Genomic DNA, 18,862 nt, shown 5'->3' on the forward strand with positions numbered 1-18,862 from the left:
AAGCAAAGAAGTTCATGAATTAAAAAGCGCCCCGTCATGAATTGACGAGGCCCTGTTTTTTTCGCCGTTGGTAGAAATCGAAAATGAAAACTGTAAAGACAACCCAAAATGCGCTTGCAACAATGCCACCCGCAATATCGCTTGGGTAATGGACGCCGAGATAGATTCGGCTTAATGCAATCATTCCGAACATGAAAACAGCGAATGCCAACAGTGCAATTTTGCCTGCAGGTACCCGGATCTTGCGCCAAAGAAGAATGACGGCTATTGCATACAAAGTGAATGCCATCATTGTATGCCCACTTGGAAAGCTATAGCCTACTGCATCGGCGAGTCTGTGAAATTCAGGGCGTTCCCGTTTGAATATGAATTTCAATGTTTGATTCAGCGCGCTTGTCCCAACTGTTGCAAAGAAAAAGAAATAGGCGCTTGAATGAGCGCGGAAGCCCCAAAATAAAAGTGCTGTCACTGCAATAATGAGGACCATGACAACTTTTGTGGAGCCGACAAATGAGAATCCGTTCATGATCGGCGTCAGCCAAGGCGCTTCCCGACTTTGTACAATCGCAATGATTGGCTGGTCAAATCCTATTATTGTATCCCGGCTGATGATTGTAGCGATATAGGCAAAGATGCCGATGAATAAAATACATAATGCAATTGCTATGTTAGGGCGCAATGATTTTTCTTTCAAATAAATACATCCTTTCTTCGCACCATTGTACTGGAATTGAAGGCATGGTGCATTAATCTAACACTCTGAAGAAGTGGCAAAGAATGGGGGATATGTATGAAAGTTGTTTTCTTACTGATTGGCGCTTATTTAGTTGGCAATTTCCTTACTGCAACAGTAGTCGGGAAGTTTTTCTTTAAGCAAAATATCCGTTCGGAAGGCAGTGGAAATCCCGGTGCGCGAAATGCGGGGAGGGTGTTTGGCAAAAAGGCATTCGTCCTGACATTTATCGGGGATGCACTGAAAGGGGCGCTTGTCGTCCTTGCTGCCAGATGGATGGGGATGGAAGGATGGCCTCAATTGCTATTTTTGATAGCTGTCATGTTAGGCCATAACTATCCAATTGTACATAAATTCCGTGGCGGGTTAGGCGTATCGACATTCATAGGCGGGATGTTGGCGTTCAATCCACTTGTTGTAGCCTGTTTTGTTGGGGCATTTCTTGTCCTTTATCCGATATTCAAAAGCTTTACTTTGGCGGGATTAAGCTCAATGGCTTTGTCACCGTTATTTTTGTATGCCTTAACAAGGGACTTGCCGGAAACAGTGCTTTCCTGCATAGTGATAGCCATCCTATTATTTGCGCATATAAGCGATTTCATTAGAATAAAGGACAATTGAATCAATTGTAGTCACCTTCTCAGTGGATTATAATGGAATAAACGGGTCTTTCATTCAAATGAAAGGTCTTTGGAAGGAGAGTTCTCATGAAGAAAATCCAGTCCATCACAGAGTGGCATTCCATAATCGATCAATCGAAAAATGAACCTGTTTTTTTATTGAAGCATAGCTCGACATGCTCGATTAGTGCGGCAGGGTATAGGGCATTTGAAGGGTTTGATACAGACATCCCCAAATATTACTTGGTTGTCCAAACGAACCGTCCTCTTTCGAGTGAAGTCGCAAGTGGCCTTGGCATCCGGCACGAAAGCCCGCAGCTTTTCCTGTTAAAGGACGGCAAAGCTGTATGGCATGCAAGCCATTATTCAATTAGTCAATCGAAAATCAAGTCAGCTGTAGAAGCATTTGGATAATAAGTAGATTTTTAAAAGCTTAACGGATATTTATCAAATATAGCCGGATAACCTGCAGGCATTCCTTTGGGATGTCTGTTAGTTCAGGTGAACTTGTGGTAACAATTATTGGGGGTTAGCAAGTGGAGATGAAAGGGAAGACGGTCGTTATTACAGGCGGTGCTAATGGAATTGGTGCTGTCGCTGCACAGCTTTTTGGTAAAAAGGGTGCGCAGGTTGCAATTCTTGACTATAACGAAACAGCGGGGGAAGCACTTGCTGGTGAAATGCATGCTCAGGGCATGGAGGCGGCATTTTTCAAAACGGATGTTGCAAAACGTAATCAAGTAAAAGAAACTGCAGAAAAAGTGCTTGCCCACTTCGGGAAAGTCGATGTGCTCATTAACAATGCAGGGATTACGCGAGACGCAATGCTGTTGAAAATGGAAGCAGAGATCTTCCAACAAGTAATTGATGTGAATTTGACAGGCGTCTTCAATTGTACGCAAGCCTTCCTGCCAGCGATGATTGCTGCTGGAAAAGGAAAAATCATCAACACGTCATCAATCGCAGGAACCGGCGGAAATGTCGGACAGACAAATTACGCCGCTTCGAAAGCTGGTGTCATCGGCATGACGAGGACATGGGCGAAGGAATATGGACGTAAAGGGATTAACGTAAATGCGGTAGCTCCGGGGTTCATCGAAACCGATATGATCAGTACTATACCTGGAAAAATAATTACACAAATTAAACAGATGACACCATTCGCTCGTCTCGGCAAGCCGGAAGATATCGCGAACGCCTATCTATTCCTCGCTTCGGGTGCATCAGACTTTATCAACGGAACGGTTCTTGAGGTCGATGGCGGTATGTTGAAATGAACGGAATCCTCCTTACTACAAAGGGGGATTTTTTAATTTCTTCGGATGGTTTTGGTAGGTCTAAAGCCATAAAATGAGCAAAACACCATCGAACTCGAGCAAAACGTGACCAAACTCGAGCAAAACACCATCGAACTCGAGCAAAACCCACCTCAACTCAAGCAAAACCACACCACGCATGTGAATTTCTTCACAATAAATGACACTTATCATATTAAAAGTCATGACGTTCATCTATTTTGCCAAACTCGAAAGCCCTTTAATATGATAGTTAAGAAAAAGTTTCGAGGAGGCCTTCATGCATGAGTAAGGAAAAGACAAAGCAATTACACAAAAACGTTGCACCCTATGCCAAATCGGATTTAAAAAAGAGTGTCATTCAATTGATCAACACAGTACCGCCTATTTTCGTCCTTTGGTTCTTGGCGTATCAAAGTCTATCGGTGTCCATCTGGCTGACGTTCGGCATTGCAATCATCACAGCAGGCTTCGTCGTGCGGACATTTATCATCTTCCACGACTGTACGCATGGTTCGTTCTTCAAAAATAAAAAAGCGAATGACATCGTGGGAACGATTACCGGGGTTCTAACGCTGTTTCCATATGAAAAGTGGAAGAGGGAGCACGCCATCCATCATGCAACAAGCTCTAACCTCGACAAGAGGGGTGTCGGAGACATTTGGGTCATGACTGTGGATGAATATATGGAAGCGTCGAAATGGGAACAGTTCATGTACCGGTGCTACCGGAATCCTTTTGTCATGTTCGGGCTTGGACCATTATATTTAGTGCTCATTACTGGAAGGATCAACCGTAAAGACGCGCGTAAAAAAGAACGTAACAATACGTATCTGACGAATGTCGTCCTCGTTGCGCTTTATGCACTCATGATTTGGCTTGTCGGCTGGCAGTCATTCCTCATCGTGCAAGGTTCAATCATGTTCGTAGCAGCTGCACTCGGAATTTGGCTATTTTATATCCAACACACATTTGAAGACTCGTATTTCGAAGAGGAGTCCGAATGGGATTATGTGAAAGCCGCGGTGGATGGTAGCTCGTATTACAAATTACCGAAAGTCCTTCAGTGGGCGACAGGGAACATCGGTTTCCATCATGTCCACCACTTGGCGCCACGTGTGCCAAACTACAATTTGGAGATTGCGCATGAATCCACTCCGCCTCTCCAAATGGCTACAACCATTAACATTAAAACAAGTTTAGAATCGCTTCGTTATAAGCTGTATGATCCTGCACATAAACGCTTCATTACATTTAAAGAAGTGAAGAGAACCGTAAAACGGGCAACGCCGAACATTGATTTGAAAGAATTAAAACCGAAGCGTACGAGCTTTGAGAGTAAATAAAGAAGCGGCCGCCTATCAGAATAGGTGGCTGTTTCAATTTTTTGGTATAATCAATGAAACAAAGGCGGTGACGATCATTCAAAAATGGTATAGCATCTTTCCAAGAAATCCCTGGATGAGTATTTATGCATGGGTCATATTTTGTCTATTGCCCTTCTTTTTCATTTTTAGATCATGGTCGGCCGTTGGAATATCGGTGGGAATAAGTTTACTAGCACTCTTTTTCATCTCCTATTTCTTTTCAATCAAATCAAAAAGCGGTCTCGTTTATATGTGGGTCAGCTTTGAAATTGTTATTAACGTCATCATGACGTTGCTGTTCGGATATGTATACTTATCAATCTTTACAGCTTTTTTCATTGGTAATATCCGATCGACCGTTGGTTTTTTTATCATGTATGGTTTGCATATCGCTTTCACAATCAGCGCAATCGTTGTAGGTTTTTTCGTCGAAATCGATTCGTTTTTGCCACAAGTCCATTTCATCATTATCACAGTGATCGGCGTGACTCTTCTTCCGTTCAATCTATACAACAGAAGCAAACGCGAAAGGCTCGAAGATCAGCTGGAATATGCGAATGATCGTATTGCAGAATTAATGTTAATTGAGGAACGTGAACGGATTGCAAGGGATCTGCATGATACGCTTGGACAGAAATTGTCGATGATCGGTTTGAAAAGTGACCTGGCAAGAAGGTTAGTCTTTAAAAATCCTGAAGAGGCTGAGAAGGAATTGGCCGATATCCGTCAGACCGCAAGCACAGCGTTGAAGGAAGTACGAGAATTAGTTGCAGATATGCGTGCGACAAAACTGACTGAGGAAGTGACGCGCATTGGACAAATATTGTCCGCTGCAGAAATCGAATTAAGGATTGAAGGCGTTCCGAATGTATCGAATATCCCGTCCAATGTAGAGAACGTCCTGAGCATGTGCTTGAAAGAGGCAGTGACGAATGTCGTGAAGCATAGCGATGCAAGTGTTTGCGAAGTGATGTTCAAGCATACAGCCGATGAAGTTGCCATTGTCGTTCGCGATAACGGAAAAGGCATTCAAGGAAGGGCATCTTCAGTTGGCGCAGGGTTGAAAGGGATGAGGGAACGCCTCGAGTTCGTGAATGGATTACTTGTTATCGAAGACGATGGAGGTACGAAATTGACCATTCGGATGCCAATCGTCATTACACATCAAGTCGAGGAGGAATTATCGTGATTCGAATCGTCATTGCAGAGGATCAGGGGATGATGTTGGGGGCACTCGGTTCCCTTTTGAATATGGAGGACGATATGCAAGTCGTCGGCATGGCGCGTAATGGTGAGGAAGCGGTCCAACTTGTGAAGGAACATAAGCCCGATGTATGCATCATGGATATTGAAATGCCGGTGAAGACGGGATTAGATGCGGCGGAGGAACTCATGGAGATGGATTGCAAGATCGTTATCCTGACAACATTTGCGCGGGCAGGCTATTTCGAACGCGCGCGAAAGGCCAAGGTGCGCGGCTATTTATTGAAAGACAGTCCGATTGAGGAGCTTGTAAATTCCATTCATGCCATCCAGGACGGACGCCGAATCTATGCACCCGAGCTTGTCGATATCGCGTACGAAGAGACAAGCGAAAACCCGCTCACTGACCGTGAAAGCCAAGTGCTTGGACTCGTTGCAGAAGGGAAAACAACGAAGGAAATCGCCGGAGAATTGTACCTGACGCCAGGCACCGTCCGCAATTACATATCAACAATCCTCGAGAAACTGGAAGTCGGCAATCGGATTGAAGCAATTTCAAGGTTTAAGGAAAAAGGTTGGTTTAAATAAGTTTTTAACAGGTGAGGGAACAATTCCTTTGCCTGTTTTTTTTGAATAAACGAGTAGGAGCATCTCGCGCGTCCAAAGAAGTTGGCTCACGCGTCCATAGAATCGACCCCCGCGCCCAAAGCTCCACCCTCCAAACCCTGAAAAGTCCACAAATTCGGATATCCATCACATCACCCGTATGCTATGCTTTTCATAGGAACACAAAAGGGGGATTAGTATGACACTTCACACACTTTCACATGCACAGGAACGGGATCGGCAAGATAAACTTGCCCCTTACAAAAACGAATTTTACATTCCGGCCAACTCGATTTACATGGACGGCAATTCGCTTGGTTTATTATCCAAACGGGCGGAGCGCACGTTGCATGAATTGCTTAATACGTGGAAGACGCTTGGAATCGACGGATGGACGGAGGGGGAGCATCCATGGTTTTATTTATCCGAACAGGTGGGGGAGAAAATGGCGCCGCTTGTCGGTGGCATGCAAGGAGAGACAATCGCAACGGGCTCCACGACAACAAATCTCCATCAGCTTGTCTCGACATTTTACAAGCCTGACGGCAATAAAACGAAAATCCTTGCAGACGAATTGAACTTTCCGTCAGATATTTATGCGTTGAAAAGTCAGCTGCAGCTTAAAGGATATGATCCGGATGAACATCTTGTCCGAGTGAAAAGCCGTGATGGCCGCTATTTGCAGGAAGATGACATTATCGAAGCGATGACAACGGACGTGGCGCTTATCGCTTTGCCAGCTGTCCTCTATCGCAGTGGGCAAGTGCTTGATATGGAAAAATTGACTAAGGCGGCGCATGAACGGAATATCCCTATCGGCTTCGACCTATGCCATTCAATCGGGGCAGTCGAGCACCAACTCCACGACTGGGGGACAGATTTTGCTTTTTGGTGCACATATAAGCATTTGAATGGCGGGCCAGGTTCCGTCGGTGGTTTATTCATCCATGAAAAGCATTTCGGCAAAACGCCTGGACTTGCCGGCTGGTTTGGATCGAAAAAGGGGTCGCAGTTCGATATGGATCACAAGATGGATCCTGCCGAAGACGCGGGGGCTTATCAGATCGGGACGCCGCATGTGTTAAGCTTAGCGCCAGTCATCGGCTCGCTCGAAATGTTCGAGGAAGTCGGCATGGCAGCAATACGTGAAAAGTCATTGGAATTAACGGCTTATATGCTTGAATTGGTAGAACAGGAACTCACTGATGCTAACTTCATAATCGGTAATCCGGTCGACGAAACTCGTGGGGGGCATCTATTGCTTGAGCACGAAGAGGCGGCGCGAATTTGCAAGGCGTTGAAAGAAGATGGCGTCATCCCGGATTTCCGTACACCAAACGGAATCAGGCTTGCACCGGTAGCCCTTTATAATTCATTCGAGGACGTCTGGCATACCGTTCAAAAGCTGAAGGTCATCATGGATGAAAAACGCTATGAGAAGTTTGAGAATAAACGGGGGGTCGTCGCATGACTGGGAAATGGATTGATATATCGCAGCCATTGCATAACGGCATCGCAGAGTGGCCTGGGGATACGCCATTCCAATATGAAGTCAAGTTTTTGAAAGCATTCACGGGGTCGGTTAATATTGGGCAAATGACGACAAGCATGCATACCGGGACACATATAGATGCTCCTTTCCACTACGATGATGAAGGCCTGAAAGTGGATGAACTGCCGATTGACGTCTATATCGGAAGAGCAAAGGTCATCGATGTGACAGGGCTCGAAAGTGTGGGGCGTTCGGATTTGGAAGCAATTGATTTCGAAGGTGTTGAACGGATTTTATTGAAAACGTTAAGCCGACCCGATACAGACGTTTTTCCGGAATCGTACACCGTATTGCGTGCGGATATTGGCTCCTTATTGAAGGAAAGAGGGGTACGACTTATTGGCATCGACACGCCATCCGTCGATCCCGAGCCAAGCAAGACCCTTGATGCGCACCATTCGCTCCATGATAACGGGGTTCTCATTTTGGAAAATATCGTACTTGCTGACGTCGAGCCTGGTGATTACGAATTAATTGCGTTGCCGTTGCCTATTAAAGGCGGGGACGGAAGCCCGGTTCGCGCGGTTGTCCGGAGGTGGGAAGCGTGAGCGAAAAAGGGATTCATACGGATTTCAAAGACAATATGACATACGGAGAATACTTGCGTTTGGATAAAGTCCTTTCGAGCCAGGAACGCTTATCCGGCCACCATGATGAAATGCTGTTCATCGTCATCCATCAAGTGAAAGAGTTATGGATGAAGCTCATTTTGCATGAACTTAATGCTGCAATCGCGGCAATCGAGAAGGATGAACTTCCTGAGGCGTTCAAAATGCTTGCACGTGTTTCAAGGGTTCAAGAGCAAATCATCCAGGCATGGGATGTCCTCTCAACATTGACGCCCGCCGAATACACGGAATTCCGCGAAAGCCTTGGCCGGGCATCGGGATTCCAATCCTATCAGAATCGCCTGATAGAATTCGCGCTCGGCTATAAGCAACCGCATATTTTGAAGATTTACGAGAAGGACCAAGATCTTGCTCGTGAATTAAAATCCGCATTTGAGGCACCTGGAATTTATGATGTCGCTATCCATGCCCTTCGTCAAGCAGGCTTCCCAATCAATCTCGATTTGCTGACTCGTGATTTCTCGATCACGTATCAAGGTGATCCAACGGTAGCGGCAGCTTGGCTTGAAGTGTACCGTGATGTTGACCGCTATTGGGATCTGTATCAGCTTGCTGAAAAACTTGTTGATATCGAGGATAGTCACCAACAGTGGCGCTTCAGGCATATGAAGACAGTTGAGCGCATAATCGGTTCAAAAACAGGGACTGGAGGCTCGTCCGGCGTAAAGTATTTGAGATCCGTACTTGATCATCAATTCTTTCCGGAACTCTGGGATGTACGAACGAAGTTATGAGGGAAAGGGCTGTTTATTCCAGACAGCCCTTTCAGTCAATTAATTGCAAAAAGCCTCGCCAGACTAACTCATCCGGCGAAGCTTTTTCTCATTGAAATGCAAAGTTCTTATAGTAATAAATAACGCTTAAGCAGTTGAATCAGCAATGAACCCGTCGAAATAATTTCTCATCGACTGTAGGAACCCCTCCTCGAACCGTTGTGGCCCATTGCCCCAACCTTTTAGCGCTATAGACACATAACCCGTTTGCAATTTTTGACTGACCAAATGATTGATGAATAGGAGTCAGTGGCGTAAAAGCGCATCCCCAGTAACGACTGCATCATCCCCTTTCAATGAAATTTCTACAAGATGCATACAGAAAAGTTGGAGTTGCTGAAGCGGGGATGAAAAACGTAGAGTAAGGGAGTCCATCATAGGGAATGGAATATTCATTTTTAGGATTCAAGCCCAAGGTGGCTAAATTATAGATTCTTTTCCCATTGCGAAAAAGCAGATCGTATCCAAGGAGCGTATCCGTTGGAAACTGCCCATGCACCTGCAATAAGTGAATGAACAAACGATGGCCTGCTTTTATAGTTTTTGAAGTCGTAGTGGTGCGAAGTGGGAAAAAATTGTCAAGATAATAAATGGTTGAGTCCACCTCAACAGGACGGTCCGCTGCCACCCGAATGGTAACAGATTCCGTATCCTCGCGCCGTAAAATTGGCCCTGCCAAAATCCCCGCACTCTCCATGCAAATCACCACCATCATTGACGTTGTTAGTATTAGAATATTCACATCAAAGTACGACGGTGTGTGCAGAGGGCGATGATACCAAGAACGCGACCGAATTTTCGTAGATTGTGGCCGACTTCCCGTAGAACGGTATTGACTTCCCAAAGAACGTCGGGGACTTCCCGTAGAGTGGCGTCGACTTCCCATAGAACGGTGCGGACTTCCCATAGGACGCTGATGACTTCCCGTAGAGCGGCGTTGACTTCCCATAGAACCGCATCGACTTTAGATCGCAGCTGACTCCCGTAATTCCTGATTCACCAATAAATTTATGAATAAAGCAGCTCCCAAAGCATGTTATACTGAAGTCAAATCATTCAGACAGGGGGAATCATTGGTGAATCAAACCGAGAAAACAATCTGGATAGAAAAATTGCCACTCCTCACAGAAATCGCAGAAAAAAGAGAGGTATTATGGAGAAATCCACTAAACGGTGACAGTACAGTAGGCATTTCCCAATCCGGCATTACAGCAAATGACGTCGAAGATGCAAGCAATCGTTTGAAACGCTTTGCCCCATATATCGAGAAAGTATTTCCCGAAACTGCAAATTCAAAAGGTATCATTGAATCTCCACTTACATCCATTCCTAAAATGAAAGAATCACTTGCTGTAAAATTCAACACAGATATCCCCGGGAAATTGCTTTTAAAACAGGACAATGCGCTCCCGATTTCGGGTTCTATCAAAGCACGTGGCGGCATTTATGAGGTGTTGAAGTATGCCGAAACGCTTGCCCTTGAACATGGACTCGTCAAAGAATCCGATGATTATACAAAATTTGCGGAACTGGAATTACGAAATTTATTCGCGAAACATAAGATTGCTGTTGGATCGACGGGAAATTTGGGCTTAAGCATCGGCATTATGAGTGCGAAACTTGGATTCAATGTCACAGTCCATATGTCCGCAGACGCGAAGCAATGGAAGAAGGATCTTTTACGTGAAAAAGGAGTTACGGTCGTTGAGTACGCGGATGACTACAGCAAAGCCGTCGAAGAAGGAAGACGTCAAGCCGAAGCTGATCCGCTCTGTCATTTTGTAGACGATGAAAATTCACTCGACCTATTCCTTGGATACGCGGTAGCGGGAGAACGCGTCGCGGCACAGTTAAACGAACAGGGAATAAAAGTCGATAATGATCATCCGCTCTTCGTCTATTTACCTTGTGGTGTAGGTGGGGGACCAGGTGGTGTTGCGTTTGGACTAAAGCTTCAATTTGGCGATGCCGTCCATTGTTTCTTCGCTGAACCAACACATTCCCCATGCATGACAATCGGTATGATGACAGGATTGCATGACAAAGTGTCTGTTGCAGATTTCGGTTTAGACAATCAAACAGCAGCCGATGGGCTTGCGGTAGGTACACCATCAGGTTTCGTCGGCAAAAAGATGGAACTGTTACTTGAAGGTTGCTACACAATCTCGGATGATACGATGTTCGAACTCCTTACAATGATTGCTGACACCGAAGACATTCGTCTTGAACCGTCCGCACTCGCAGGAATGACAGGGCCAATCCAAACAATTCGCCACCAAGTCACTTTCGCAGATTCGCCAACCGCAACCCATCTCGTTTGGGCAACTGGTGGCGGCATGGTGCCTGAGACGGAAATGAATATGTATTATGGAATCGGCAGGGCAAGAACTGAAGGATCAGGGAAATAAGCAGAAAAATCGACAGGAAATAATGACTGATTTCCCGGGAAATCGACACACTTCGGGAAATATTTTGTCAATTGTGACTGAGGAATGTTGAGTTGGCCGCATTCCTCAGTGGAGTCAATCGGGAAATGAAACTGGGGAAATTATAAAAGCTGTGAAATAATGTTCTTCGCTCACGTGGTAGGATAATTGAAAAATGAATTAATTCTAAACAAGAAGGAAAGATATATATAGGCATTGAACTTATTTAGGGTGAGTGATTATTTCATCTCTATATCAGGAGGTTGTTAGGTATGTCGAGAGAATTATGGTTGAACCTGCCAGTGAGAGAACCAGAACGGGCAAAGGCGTTTTATACCGAGCTCGGTTTTCGGTTGAATGAGCAGTATGCGAGTCAAGAAGGCTCATTCAGCTTGATCATCGGCGACAATCAGGTTGTTTTAATGCTCTTCCCGGAATCCACGTTCCACGGACTTGCTGGTAATGCGGTTGCAGAATCGTGGCAGGGTACTGAAGTGTTATTCAGTCTGGGGGCGAACTCCAGAGATGAAGTTGATGAGTTCGCCTTGAAAGCCGAACGTGCCGGCGGAACTATATACAGCAAGCCTGGCGAAAAGGGTGGCTGGATGTACGGCTGCGGTTTTGCCGATCCAGACGGTCATCGGTGGAATGCGTTGTACATGGACATGAGCAAACTGCCTCAAGGCTGAAAACCCGATTCGCCATTCCGTGACGAGTGTCTAAACAGAAACTCAAATTAGGTTACTTAACTGATGGGTGCGATTGTTTAATATGAGCAATCGTACTTTTCTCCCCAACAACCCTTGTTACATCATTCACTCACTTTTCATCTCCTTATGCGAAAACGGACATTTCCCGACAATCGGTTCAATGTCATCACCGATAAAGAATTGCTTCCATTCATTATGGGTTGGGTCTCCGTAATGGCTTATATCCGGATGCTTCGGCAATTGATCCCACACTTCGACACGTTCACGCACCTTTTCGCGAGACATAATGCCTCCTTTTTCAGTGCCCTTCAATCCTTCGAAAATACGTCTTGGTTGGAAGCCGAGCACCATTGATTGCCCCAAATCCCGTGTCTTCCGCTGCTTATAGGCAGGCGCATTTCCAAACACAAAAATTGGCTCGCCGCCAAAATGGAAATCCCACAAATAATGATCGGGATCGCGGGGACTATCAGCTGGCCATTCCACCACATCCACGTCATGCAAATATTGTAGAATGTCCCAAAACTGCTTCCGATACGCCTCCAAATCAGCCTCCGTTTCAAAAGGCTCTACGAAGACGAACAGTCCATGCCGTTTATGCTTCGGATCATCGAACAACTTCAAAAATGCATAAAGTGCAGAAGGCAAGTTTGACCAATCCTTCTGCGTCACATACGCATAACGTAATTCACCCTTCAATTCACCGCCCATGCCGAAATAGCACGGAAACGTCTTATCCGTCACGGTTTCATGGAACGTCCGATAGCTTTCTAATAGCCATTTCGGCAAAGCAAGCCGAGCTGTAAAATCCTCTTTCGTCAACAACGTATTTGTCTTTTCATTTATCAATTGCTATTCCCTCCAATCCATATTCAGTTATTCACTTTCCTCATCAGGGAAGCCTAAAACAAGGTGTTTAGTTTGAACAGAAAAGGGAATAGTTGAGATGGAGTAAAAAGATGTGGAGGATGAATGCATGAGTTCCCCTGTAGAAGATCAATCAAAAACCAATGTTAATACAGAATATGATACTTTAAAGAGAGTTATCCTTTGCAAGCCGAAATTCATGGCGATCGAAGATGTTATCAACGACACCCAAAAACAATACGCAGACGAAAATATTGATAGGGACCTGGCAATGAAGCAACATAAGGAATTTGAAATGCTTCTCCGTGAACATGGTGTGGAAGTGATCACACTCCCTTCCTCGGAACAATTTCCTGAGCAAGTGTTCACGCGCGATATCGGCTTCACGGTCGGAGAGGATATATTCGTTTCCGAAATGGCAAGCGATATCCGAAAAGGTGAAGAAGAGGCGCTCGAGGAATTTCTCGAGGATGAAAACATCCCATACCAGACGACGACGGACCGAGTTGAAGGCGGGGACGTCATTGTCGATCGCAATAAAGTGTACGTCGGCATCAGTAGCCGTACGTCTGAAGAAGCAGTTCGCAATTTACAACGAGATTTGCCAAAACACAAGATCATTCGCGTACCATTCAATGAAAAATACTTACACCTTGATTGTGTATTCAACATACTGTCCCCCGAAATTGGCCTCATCTTCCCGGAAGCCCTATCAGCAGACATGGTCGAAACACTCTCAAACACATACAAGCTGATCGACGTGTCCCCGGAAGAACAATTTACAATGGGCACAAATGTATTATCCATTGGGGGCGGCAAAGTATTCAGCCTTCCACAAAACGCAAACGTCAACACAGCAATGCGCGCCCACGGATTCGAAGTCATCGAAGTCGACTTCTCCGAAATCATCAAATCCGGCGGCTCGTTCAGATGCTGTTCAATGCCCCTCGAACGAGAATGAAACCTCACATGACGTGAGGTTTTTTGATGGAATAAACTACAAAAACGCATAACTACCAATTCTCACGCATAAAACTTCAGAAAGACGCATAAATTCGTTCAAAACCTCATAAAGCCGCCAACTAACGCATAAATCACCATTTACACGCATAAATCGCCTCAATCACGCATAAAATTACCGCAGCGCAATACAAACACCTATAAATATAATCCAGCAAGAAAAATACCCAACACCTCTTCGTAAATCTCATCCAACTGACTGATTGGCAATGGGTTAATTCCAGAGCCCATTTCAACAGTAAATCCAGGTCTTCTCCAATCTTGAATAAACCAATCCTTGTAGCCTGCATAGCTTTCGAGTGTTTGGACCGGCGTATATCCGCTTACCCGGCTAAATTCATTGGCCATCGCTTCCGACTCAGGCGGTTCCAACCCCTGATATCCCCAATAGATGACCTCGCCTTGCGTATGGAACGCAAGTACATGCGCAAAATCCCTTTCCCTCGTCAAATCTGCCATCGCAATCGCTTCCGGTTCAGAAAGTGGTCGTTCTCCACCGTAATCCCTTGGACCCGGGGTTTTCGGATTGCGTGCCCGTTCCAAATCCCAATTTGCAGGGAACTGATCATTCAAATCGACACCCCGAATATTCGCCTTCCATCCTGAGAAATCCGTACTCCCATTATTCCACTCCACAACTCTCGTTCTCCACGGCTCCGTCTCCGGTGGCCCTTGCTGGACAAGTGTAACGCCGTCAGGATTTACCATTGGGACAATAGACAAAGTGGATTGCTGGTACAAAGGGATAGTAGATAAGCCGCGTATCGGAGTTTGATTCGTAAGAGATAGCAAATAATCATTGAGGAAGGTCATAACGACTGGCGTTGTAATCCATTCATTCGCATGGAAGGAAGCATTGTAATGAACCCGTTTCGGACCGGTTCCAATGCGAATCTCAGGAATGCTCTTTCCAAGAACCGAATTCCCGATAGAAGTGTTCAATATGAAGGGATACACAGATTGAAGCCTTCTCAAGTCGTTCACCATCGTCTCATAGCCATACGTCTGCTTCCCGTTGACAAGCCTCCATGTGATGCGCAATGGAACGCGGATAGTCTGCCCGACTTGAAGGCGATTTGGAACCAGCATTGGATTCACAAGGAAAATTGCCTCAAGAGGGATATTTCTTTGCTGCGCGATCAACCACAAAGAATCCCCTTGTTTGATTGGCACCTCAAATGCGACATATCCCGGAATTCGAATCCGTTGCCCCACCGAAAGAATCTGCAAATTTGCATCACGATTCGAATCTATGATCAATTGAAGCGGAACCCTAAACAACTGGCTATAATACCAGAGCGAATTTCCAGGTCGCACTGTAATGTCCACGTAATTCCTCCTCTTTACATAACTCATACCAGTATATGAAGTATGATCGGGGATGTAATACTCGCTTTAGGAAGGAACGCTTAATGAACAGTGTTAGCCATTTCCGCCCAACAAAAAAAGGCTACCCGAAGATAGCCTCCGAATAGCCTTGTAAAATGTTTATCAAAGATAGATGTAAGCAGAATTATTCTGCTTGCATCTATCCTTTACCGATTTACACTCAAACATCCGATTCAATAATCTGATCCTTCGAGTCATCGAACAAACTTTCATAAGCAACCAACGTCACACCCAACTCTTTCTCAAAAGCACTCAAAGCCTTCATCTGCTCATCATTCAACTGTGCAAGCGGTTCGCGTTCCGGCATCATTCAAAAATCACTCCCTATAAAGTTTATAGTTAGCGTATCCAATTCGGTTAAATCTATGTGGAAAAGAAGTTTATTGAACGTTGAAAATGAGTTGTTAAACATTTAGCTGCCGAAGATAAACGGAGTGATATAATGGAATTAATATATTTTCTATAATTGTGAATTGAGCACCAACTAAGTATGAACTATTGAAAGGGTGAAAGTAAATGCAAGAAGGAATATACGAGCAGTTAATAAATAATAAAATTAAGAGTGAATTAGAAGAGCTACCTGATATCTTTGCTGTGGGGAAGGAAGGGATAGATGAAGCAGAGGCAAGAGTGCTTTTATCCAGTTATATCTCAACAGTAACTAAAAATGCATTATCACATATTCGAGATGGTGGAAATAAGGAGGATGCCCTTCTTAGACAAATTCAAATTTGTAATGAAATTATTGATGTACTTCATCAAAAATTAGACGATGCTGATTTTGAGGAGCTTAAATTAGATGAGCATGCTGAAATTCTGACCTCCATCTATAAGACAATTAATACGGCTCAATCCTTAGGTAAGAAGAAAATACTTCGTCCCATTACACCTTTAACGCAAAGCTCGTTATTCACCGGATCACATGCTGAGCCTAATATGTTAGAGGAGTTGAAAAAGGAAATTGCCACTTCGGATGAAATTGAGTGGCTTGTATCTTTTATAAAATGGTCTGGACTTCGAATTATTATCGAAGAGCTTCGTGACTTCACCGAACGAGGGGGCTATCTGAAAATCATCACTACCTCGTACATGGAAGCCACTGACTTTAAAGCACTTGAAGAATTAAGTAAGCTGTCCAATACCGAAATTCGTGTTTCGTTAGATAAAGACAGAACACGTTTACATGCGAAAGCTTATTTATTTAAACGTAAAACAGGATTTAGTACTGCTTATATAGGCTCGTCAAATCTTTCAAATCCAGCATTAACATCAGGGCTTGAGTGGAATTTAAAAGTAACGGAGAAAGATTCATTTGATATTATACGAAAGTTCGAAGCTACATTTGAAGGTTACTGGAATGACGAAGAGTTTAAAAGTCTGTCTGCTGATGATGAAGAAAACTGGTCTAAGGTTCGCCAATCATTAATAAAAGATCAAGTAGCAGAGACAAAAGAGCAATATTTCCTTGATATTCGGCCGTATCATTATCAGCAAGAAATACTAGATGAACTTGAAGTGGAGCGTACTGTTCATGGACATATGAAAAACTTAGTTGTGGCGGCTACAGGAGTTGGGAAGACTGTCATTTCTGCATTTGACTTTAAGCGATTCCTACATAAGAAACCAAATGCAAAGTTACTATTTATTGCACATCGTGAAGAGATTCTTAAACAAAGTATGTATACTTTCCGCGCGATACTTAAGGATGCTAACTTTGGTGAAATGTTTGTTGGTCGTTTTGAACCTATTTCTTTTAATCATCTTTTTATGAGTATTCAGAGCTGGAATAGTCGAAAGATGATAGAAAAAACAACCGCTGACTTTTATGATTTTATCATTGTGGATGAATTCCACCATGCGACGGCGCCTACATATCGGGCCTTATTGGAGTATTATGAACCAAGTATTCTATTAGGGTTAACTGCTACTCCTGAACGAATGGACAATCAAAATGTATTAGGCTATTTTGACGATAGAATCGCATCCGAAATGAGATTGACAGAGGCAATTGACCGAAAGTTATTAAGTCCTTTTCATTATTTTTGTGTGACAGATAATGTAGACCTGTCGGCCATTAAGTGGTCAAGGAGAGGTTACGATACAGACGAGCTTACAAAAGTTTACACATCTAACGATCGAAGAAGTGATCTTGTCATCCAGAGCATCAATCGCTATGTTACTGATTTGAATCAGGTAAAAGCATTGGGTTTCTGTGTGTCAGTTGAGCATGCAAAATATATGGCTGCTTACTTTAATTCAAAGAAAATTCCTTCCATCGCTTTACACGGGGATTCGTCTGATCATGAACGGGATACAGCGAAAAGAAAATTGATAAGCGGTGAAATTAAATTCATTTTTGTTGTGGATTTATACAATGAGGGAATTGATATACCGCAAGTTAATACAGTTTTATTCCTTCGACCTACAGAAAGTCTAACTGTTTTCTTGCAGCAATTAGGACGTGGTTTACGTCTATCGGATAACAAGGATTGTCTGACTGTATTGGATTTTGTGGGGCAAGCTCATGCTGATTACCCGTTCGAAGAAAAGTTCCGAGCGCTTGTTGGACGGACAAAGCACTCGATTAAGCACTATATAGAGAATGGTTTCTTTCATTTGCCGAAAGGATCCGTCATTCAAATGGAGAAAATAGCAAAGGAGTACATTTTACGTAACGTAAAAGATGTGAAAAACACGAAGCAGAACTTGATTAAAAAGCTTAAATATTTTGAGGAAGATACAGGGGAGAAGCTAACGTTATCAAACTTTCTTCATTATCATCATCTTACACTTGCGGATTTTTATGGAACAGGTAGAAATAGGTCATTTGAAAGGTTAAAGGTAGAAGCTGGAATATCTGAGCCCTTTCAAAGTGAGTATGAGGGGATTTTTATAAAGCGTATTCATTCATTGTTCCATTTGGATTCGGTGGACCTTATTAGGTTTTTACAGAAGTACTTGGAAGATGGTGTAATTGAAAACGAAGAACAACAGTTGATGGTTGGAATGCTCTATTATTCTTTCTTTGACACTCCGCCAAAAAATGCAGGTTTTGAATCGATGCATGCCGGAGTACAAGAGCTTTTTGCAAATGATGTACTGAAAAAAGAGATTCTTGAGGTTCTTGAGGTATGTATGGGGCGAATTCTTTCGGTTGAAAAACCTTCACCATTTGAATTTACATCGCCACTTCGAGTACATGCGCAATACACCTCAGATCAAGTCCTTGCTGCATTTGGTTACTTTAATGAAGACGTTAAACCTGCATTTAGGGAAGGGGTCAAATATTTCGAGGATAAACAGACTGACATCTTTTTCATTACGCTTAACAAGTCGGACAAGGACTTCTCACCATCAACACAGTACGAGGATTATGCTATTAGCGATATGTTATTTCATTGGCAATCACAAAATAAAACATCTGACACAAGCCCGACAGGAAAGAGATATATTAATCAACGGAAAACAGGAAACAAAATCGCTTTGTTTGTCCGGGAGTATAGGCAAAAAGATAGATATACATCACCTTTTGTGTTCTTAGGAACGGCAGATTATGTAAGACATGAGGGGAATAGGCCGATTAGTTTTGAATGGCGTTTACATGAAGCAATGCCGGCTCGATTGCTAAGGGAAGCTAAAAAGGGAGTTCAATAAGGATATAGGAGGCTACCA

The 18,862-nt window shown here is 43.9% G+C and carries 18 protein-coding genes; 13 read left to right on the top strand and 5 right to left on the bottom strand.

Features of this window, described 5'->3' with window-relative positions; all coding sequences use genetic code 11:
• Nucleotides 1-34: 34 nt before the first annotated feature.
• Complete coding sequence (locus ACFPZG_RS00905; RefSeq protein WP_283733566.1) at nt 35-694, bottom strand: phosphatase PAP2 family protein; 660 nt, start codon at nt 692-694, stop codon at nt 35-37.
• A 96-nt stretch (nt 695-790) separates the two neighbouring features.
• On the opposite strand from ACFPZG_RS00905, the gene ACFPZG_RS00910 reads away from it, so the two are divergent.
• From ACFPZG_RS00910 to kynA, 9 genes are all read left to right on the top strand, one after another.
• A complete protein-coding gene (locus ACFPZG_RS00910) occupies nt 791-1,354 on the top strand; it encodes a glycerol-3-phosphate acyltransferase (protein ID WP_283733567.1) in 564 nt (187 codons plus the stop codon).
• Between the two features lie 86 nt (nt 1,355-1,440).
• Nucleotides 1,441-1,767 carry a bacillithiol system redox-active protein YtxJ gene (ytxJ, locus tag ACFPZG_RS00915; RefSeq protein WP_283733568.1) on the top strand — a complete coding sequence of 109 codons (327 nt, stop codon included), beginning with the start codon at nt 1,441-1,443 and terminating at the stop codon, nt 1,765-1,767.
• A gap of 122 nt (nt 1,768-1,889) precedes the next feature.
• Nucleotides 1,890-2,630, top strand: a complete 741-nt coding sequence (gene fabG / locus ACFPZG_RS00920) for a 3-oxoacyl-ACP reductase FabG (protein ID WP_283733569.1) — start codon at nt 1,890-1,892, stop codon at nt 2,628-2,630.
• A gap of 302 nt (nt 2,631-2,932) precedes the next feature.
• The gene (locus tag ACFPZG_RS00925; protein ID WP_283733570.1) at nt 2,933-3,994 is read left to right on the top strand and encodes a fatty acid desaturase; all 1,062 of its coding nucleotides are present in this window, start codon (nt 2,933-2,935) and stop codon (nt 3,992-3,994) included.
• Between the two features lie 67 nt (nt 3,995-4,061).
• On the top strand, nt 4,062-5,204 hold the full coding sequence (locus ACFPZG_RS00930; protein ID WP_456242992.1) for a sensor histidine kinase: 1,143 nt from the start codon (nt 4,062-4,064) through the stop codon (nt 5,202-5,204).
• Nucleotides 5,201-5,806, top strand: a complete 606-nt coding sequence (locus tag ACFPZG_RS00935) for a response regulator transcription factor (protein ID WP_317940503.1) — start codon at nt 5,201-5,203, stop codon at nt 5,804-5,806. Before ACFPZG_RS00930 ends, ACFPZG_RS00935 begins: the two co-directional genes overlap by 4 nt.
• Nucleotides 5,807-6,023: 217 nt before the next feature.
• Nucleotides 6,024-7,295 (top strand): kynureninase, encoded by a 1,272-nt coding sequence (gene kynU, locus ACFPZG_RS00940; protein WP_317940504.1) that lies wholly within the window; start codon nt 6,024-6,026, stop codon nt 7,293-7,295.
• A complete protein-coding gene (gene kynB / locus ACFPZG_RS00945; RefSeq protein ID WP_317940505.1) occupies nt 7,292-7,924 on the top strand; it encodes an arylformamidase in 633 nt (210 codons plus the stop codon). Before kynU ends, kynB begins: the two co-directional genes overlap by 4 nt.
• A complete protein-coding gene (kynA, locus tag ACFPZG_RS00950; protein ID WP_317940506.1) occupies nt 7,912-8,739 on the top strand; it encodes a tryptophan 2,3-dioxygenase in 828 nt (275 codons plus the stop codon). The genes kynB and kynA overlap by 13 nt, the downstream gene beginning before the upstream one ends.
• 322 nt (nt 8,740-9,061) lie before the next feature.
• On the opposite strand, the gene ACFPZG_RS00955 is transcribed toward kynA, so the two are convergent.
• Nucleotides 9,062-9,475, bottom strand: a complete 414-nt coding sequence (locus ACFPZG_RS00955; RefSeq protein WP_317940507.1) for a hypothetical protein — start codon at nt 9,473-9,475, stop codon at nt 9,062-9,064.
• A 313-nt stretch (nt 9,476-9,788) separates the two neighbouring features.
• Here ACFPZG_RS00955 and ACFPZG_RS00960 point away from each other — a divergent pair, with 313 nt between their 5' ends.
• Nucleotides 9,789-11,186, top strand: a complete 1,398-nt coding sequence (locus tag ACFPZG_RS00960; protein WP_381426370.1) for a D-serine ammonia-lyase — start codon at nt 9,789-9,791, stop codon at nt 11,184-11,186.
• A gap of 290 nt (nt 11,187-11,476) precedes the next feature.
• Nucleotides 11,477-11,893 (top strand): VOC family protein, encoded by a 417-nt coding sequence (locus ACFPZG_RS00965; RefSeq protein WP_283733573.1) that lies wholly within the window; start codon nt 11,477-11,479, stop codon nt 11,891-11,893.
• Nucleotides 11,894-12,019: 126 nt separating this feature from the next.
• Here the strand turns inward: ACFPZG_RS00965 and ACFPZG_RS00970 are convergent, their stop codons facing one another.
• Complete coding sequence (locus ACFPZG_RS00970; RefSeq protein ID WP_283734562.1) at nt 12,020-12,760, bottom strand: YqcI/YcgG family protein; 741 nt, start codon at nt 12,758-12,760, stop codon at nt 12,020-12,022.
• A 130-nt stretch (nt 12,761-12,890) separates the two neighbouring features.
• Between ACFPZG_RS00970 and ACFPZG_RS00975 the strand changes: the two genes are divergently transcribed.
• A complete protein-coding gene (locus ACFPZG_RS00975) occupies nt 12,891-13,742 on the top strand; it encodes a dimethylarginine dimethylaminohydrolase family protein (protein ID WP_283733574.1) in 852 nt (283 codons plus the stop codon).
• A gap of 197 nt (nt 13,743-13,939) precedes the next feature.
• On the opposite strand, the gene ACFPZG_RS00980 is transcribed toward ACFPZG_RS00975, so the two are convergent.
• On the bottom strand, nt 13,940-15,130 hold the full coding sequence (locus ACFPZG_RS00980; protein ID WP_283733575.1) for a M14 family metallopeptidase: 1,191 nt from the start codon (nt 15,128-15,130) through the stop codon (nt 13,940-13,942).
• Between the two features lie 220 nt (nt 15,131-15,350).
• On the bottom strand, nt 15,351-15,500 hold the full coding sequence (locus tag ACFPZG_RS00985; protein ID WP_283733576.1) for a hypothetical protein: 150 nt from the start codon (nt 15,498-15,500) through the stop codon (nt 15,351-15,353).
• Between the two features lie 206 nt (nt 15,501-15,706).
• Here ACFPZG_RS00985 and ACFPZG_RS00990 point away from each other — a divergent pair, with 206 nt between their 5' ends.
• Nucleotides 15,707-18,844 (top strand): DEAD/DEAH box helicase, encoded by a 3,138-nt coding sequence (locus ACFPZG_RS00990; RefSeq protein WP_317940509.1) that lies wholly within the window; start codon nt 15,707-15,709, stop codon nt 18,842-18,844.
• Nucleotides 18,845-18,862: the final 18 nt, after the last annotated feature.

Origin of the sequence: Sporosarcina thermotolerans, assembly GCF_042658975.1 — a bacterium.
Classification (GTDB): domain Bacteria; phylum Bacillota; class Bacilli; order Bacillales_A; family Planococcaceae; genus Sporosarcina; species Sporosarcina thermotolerans.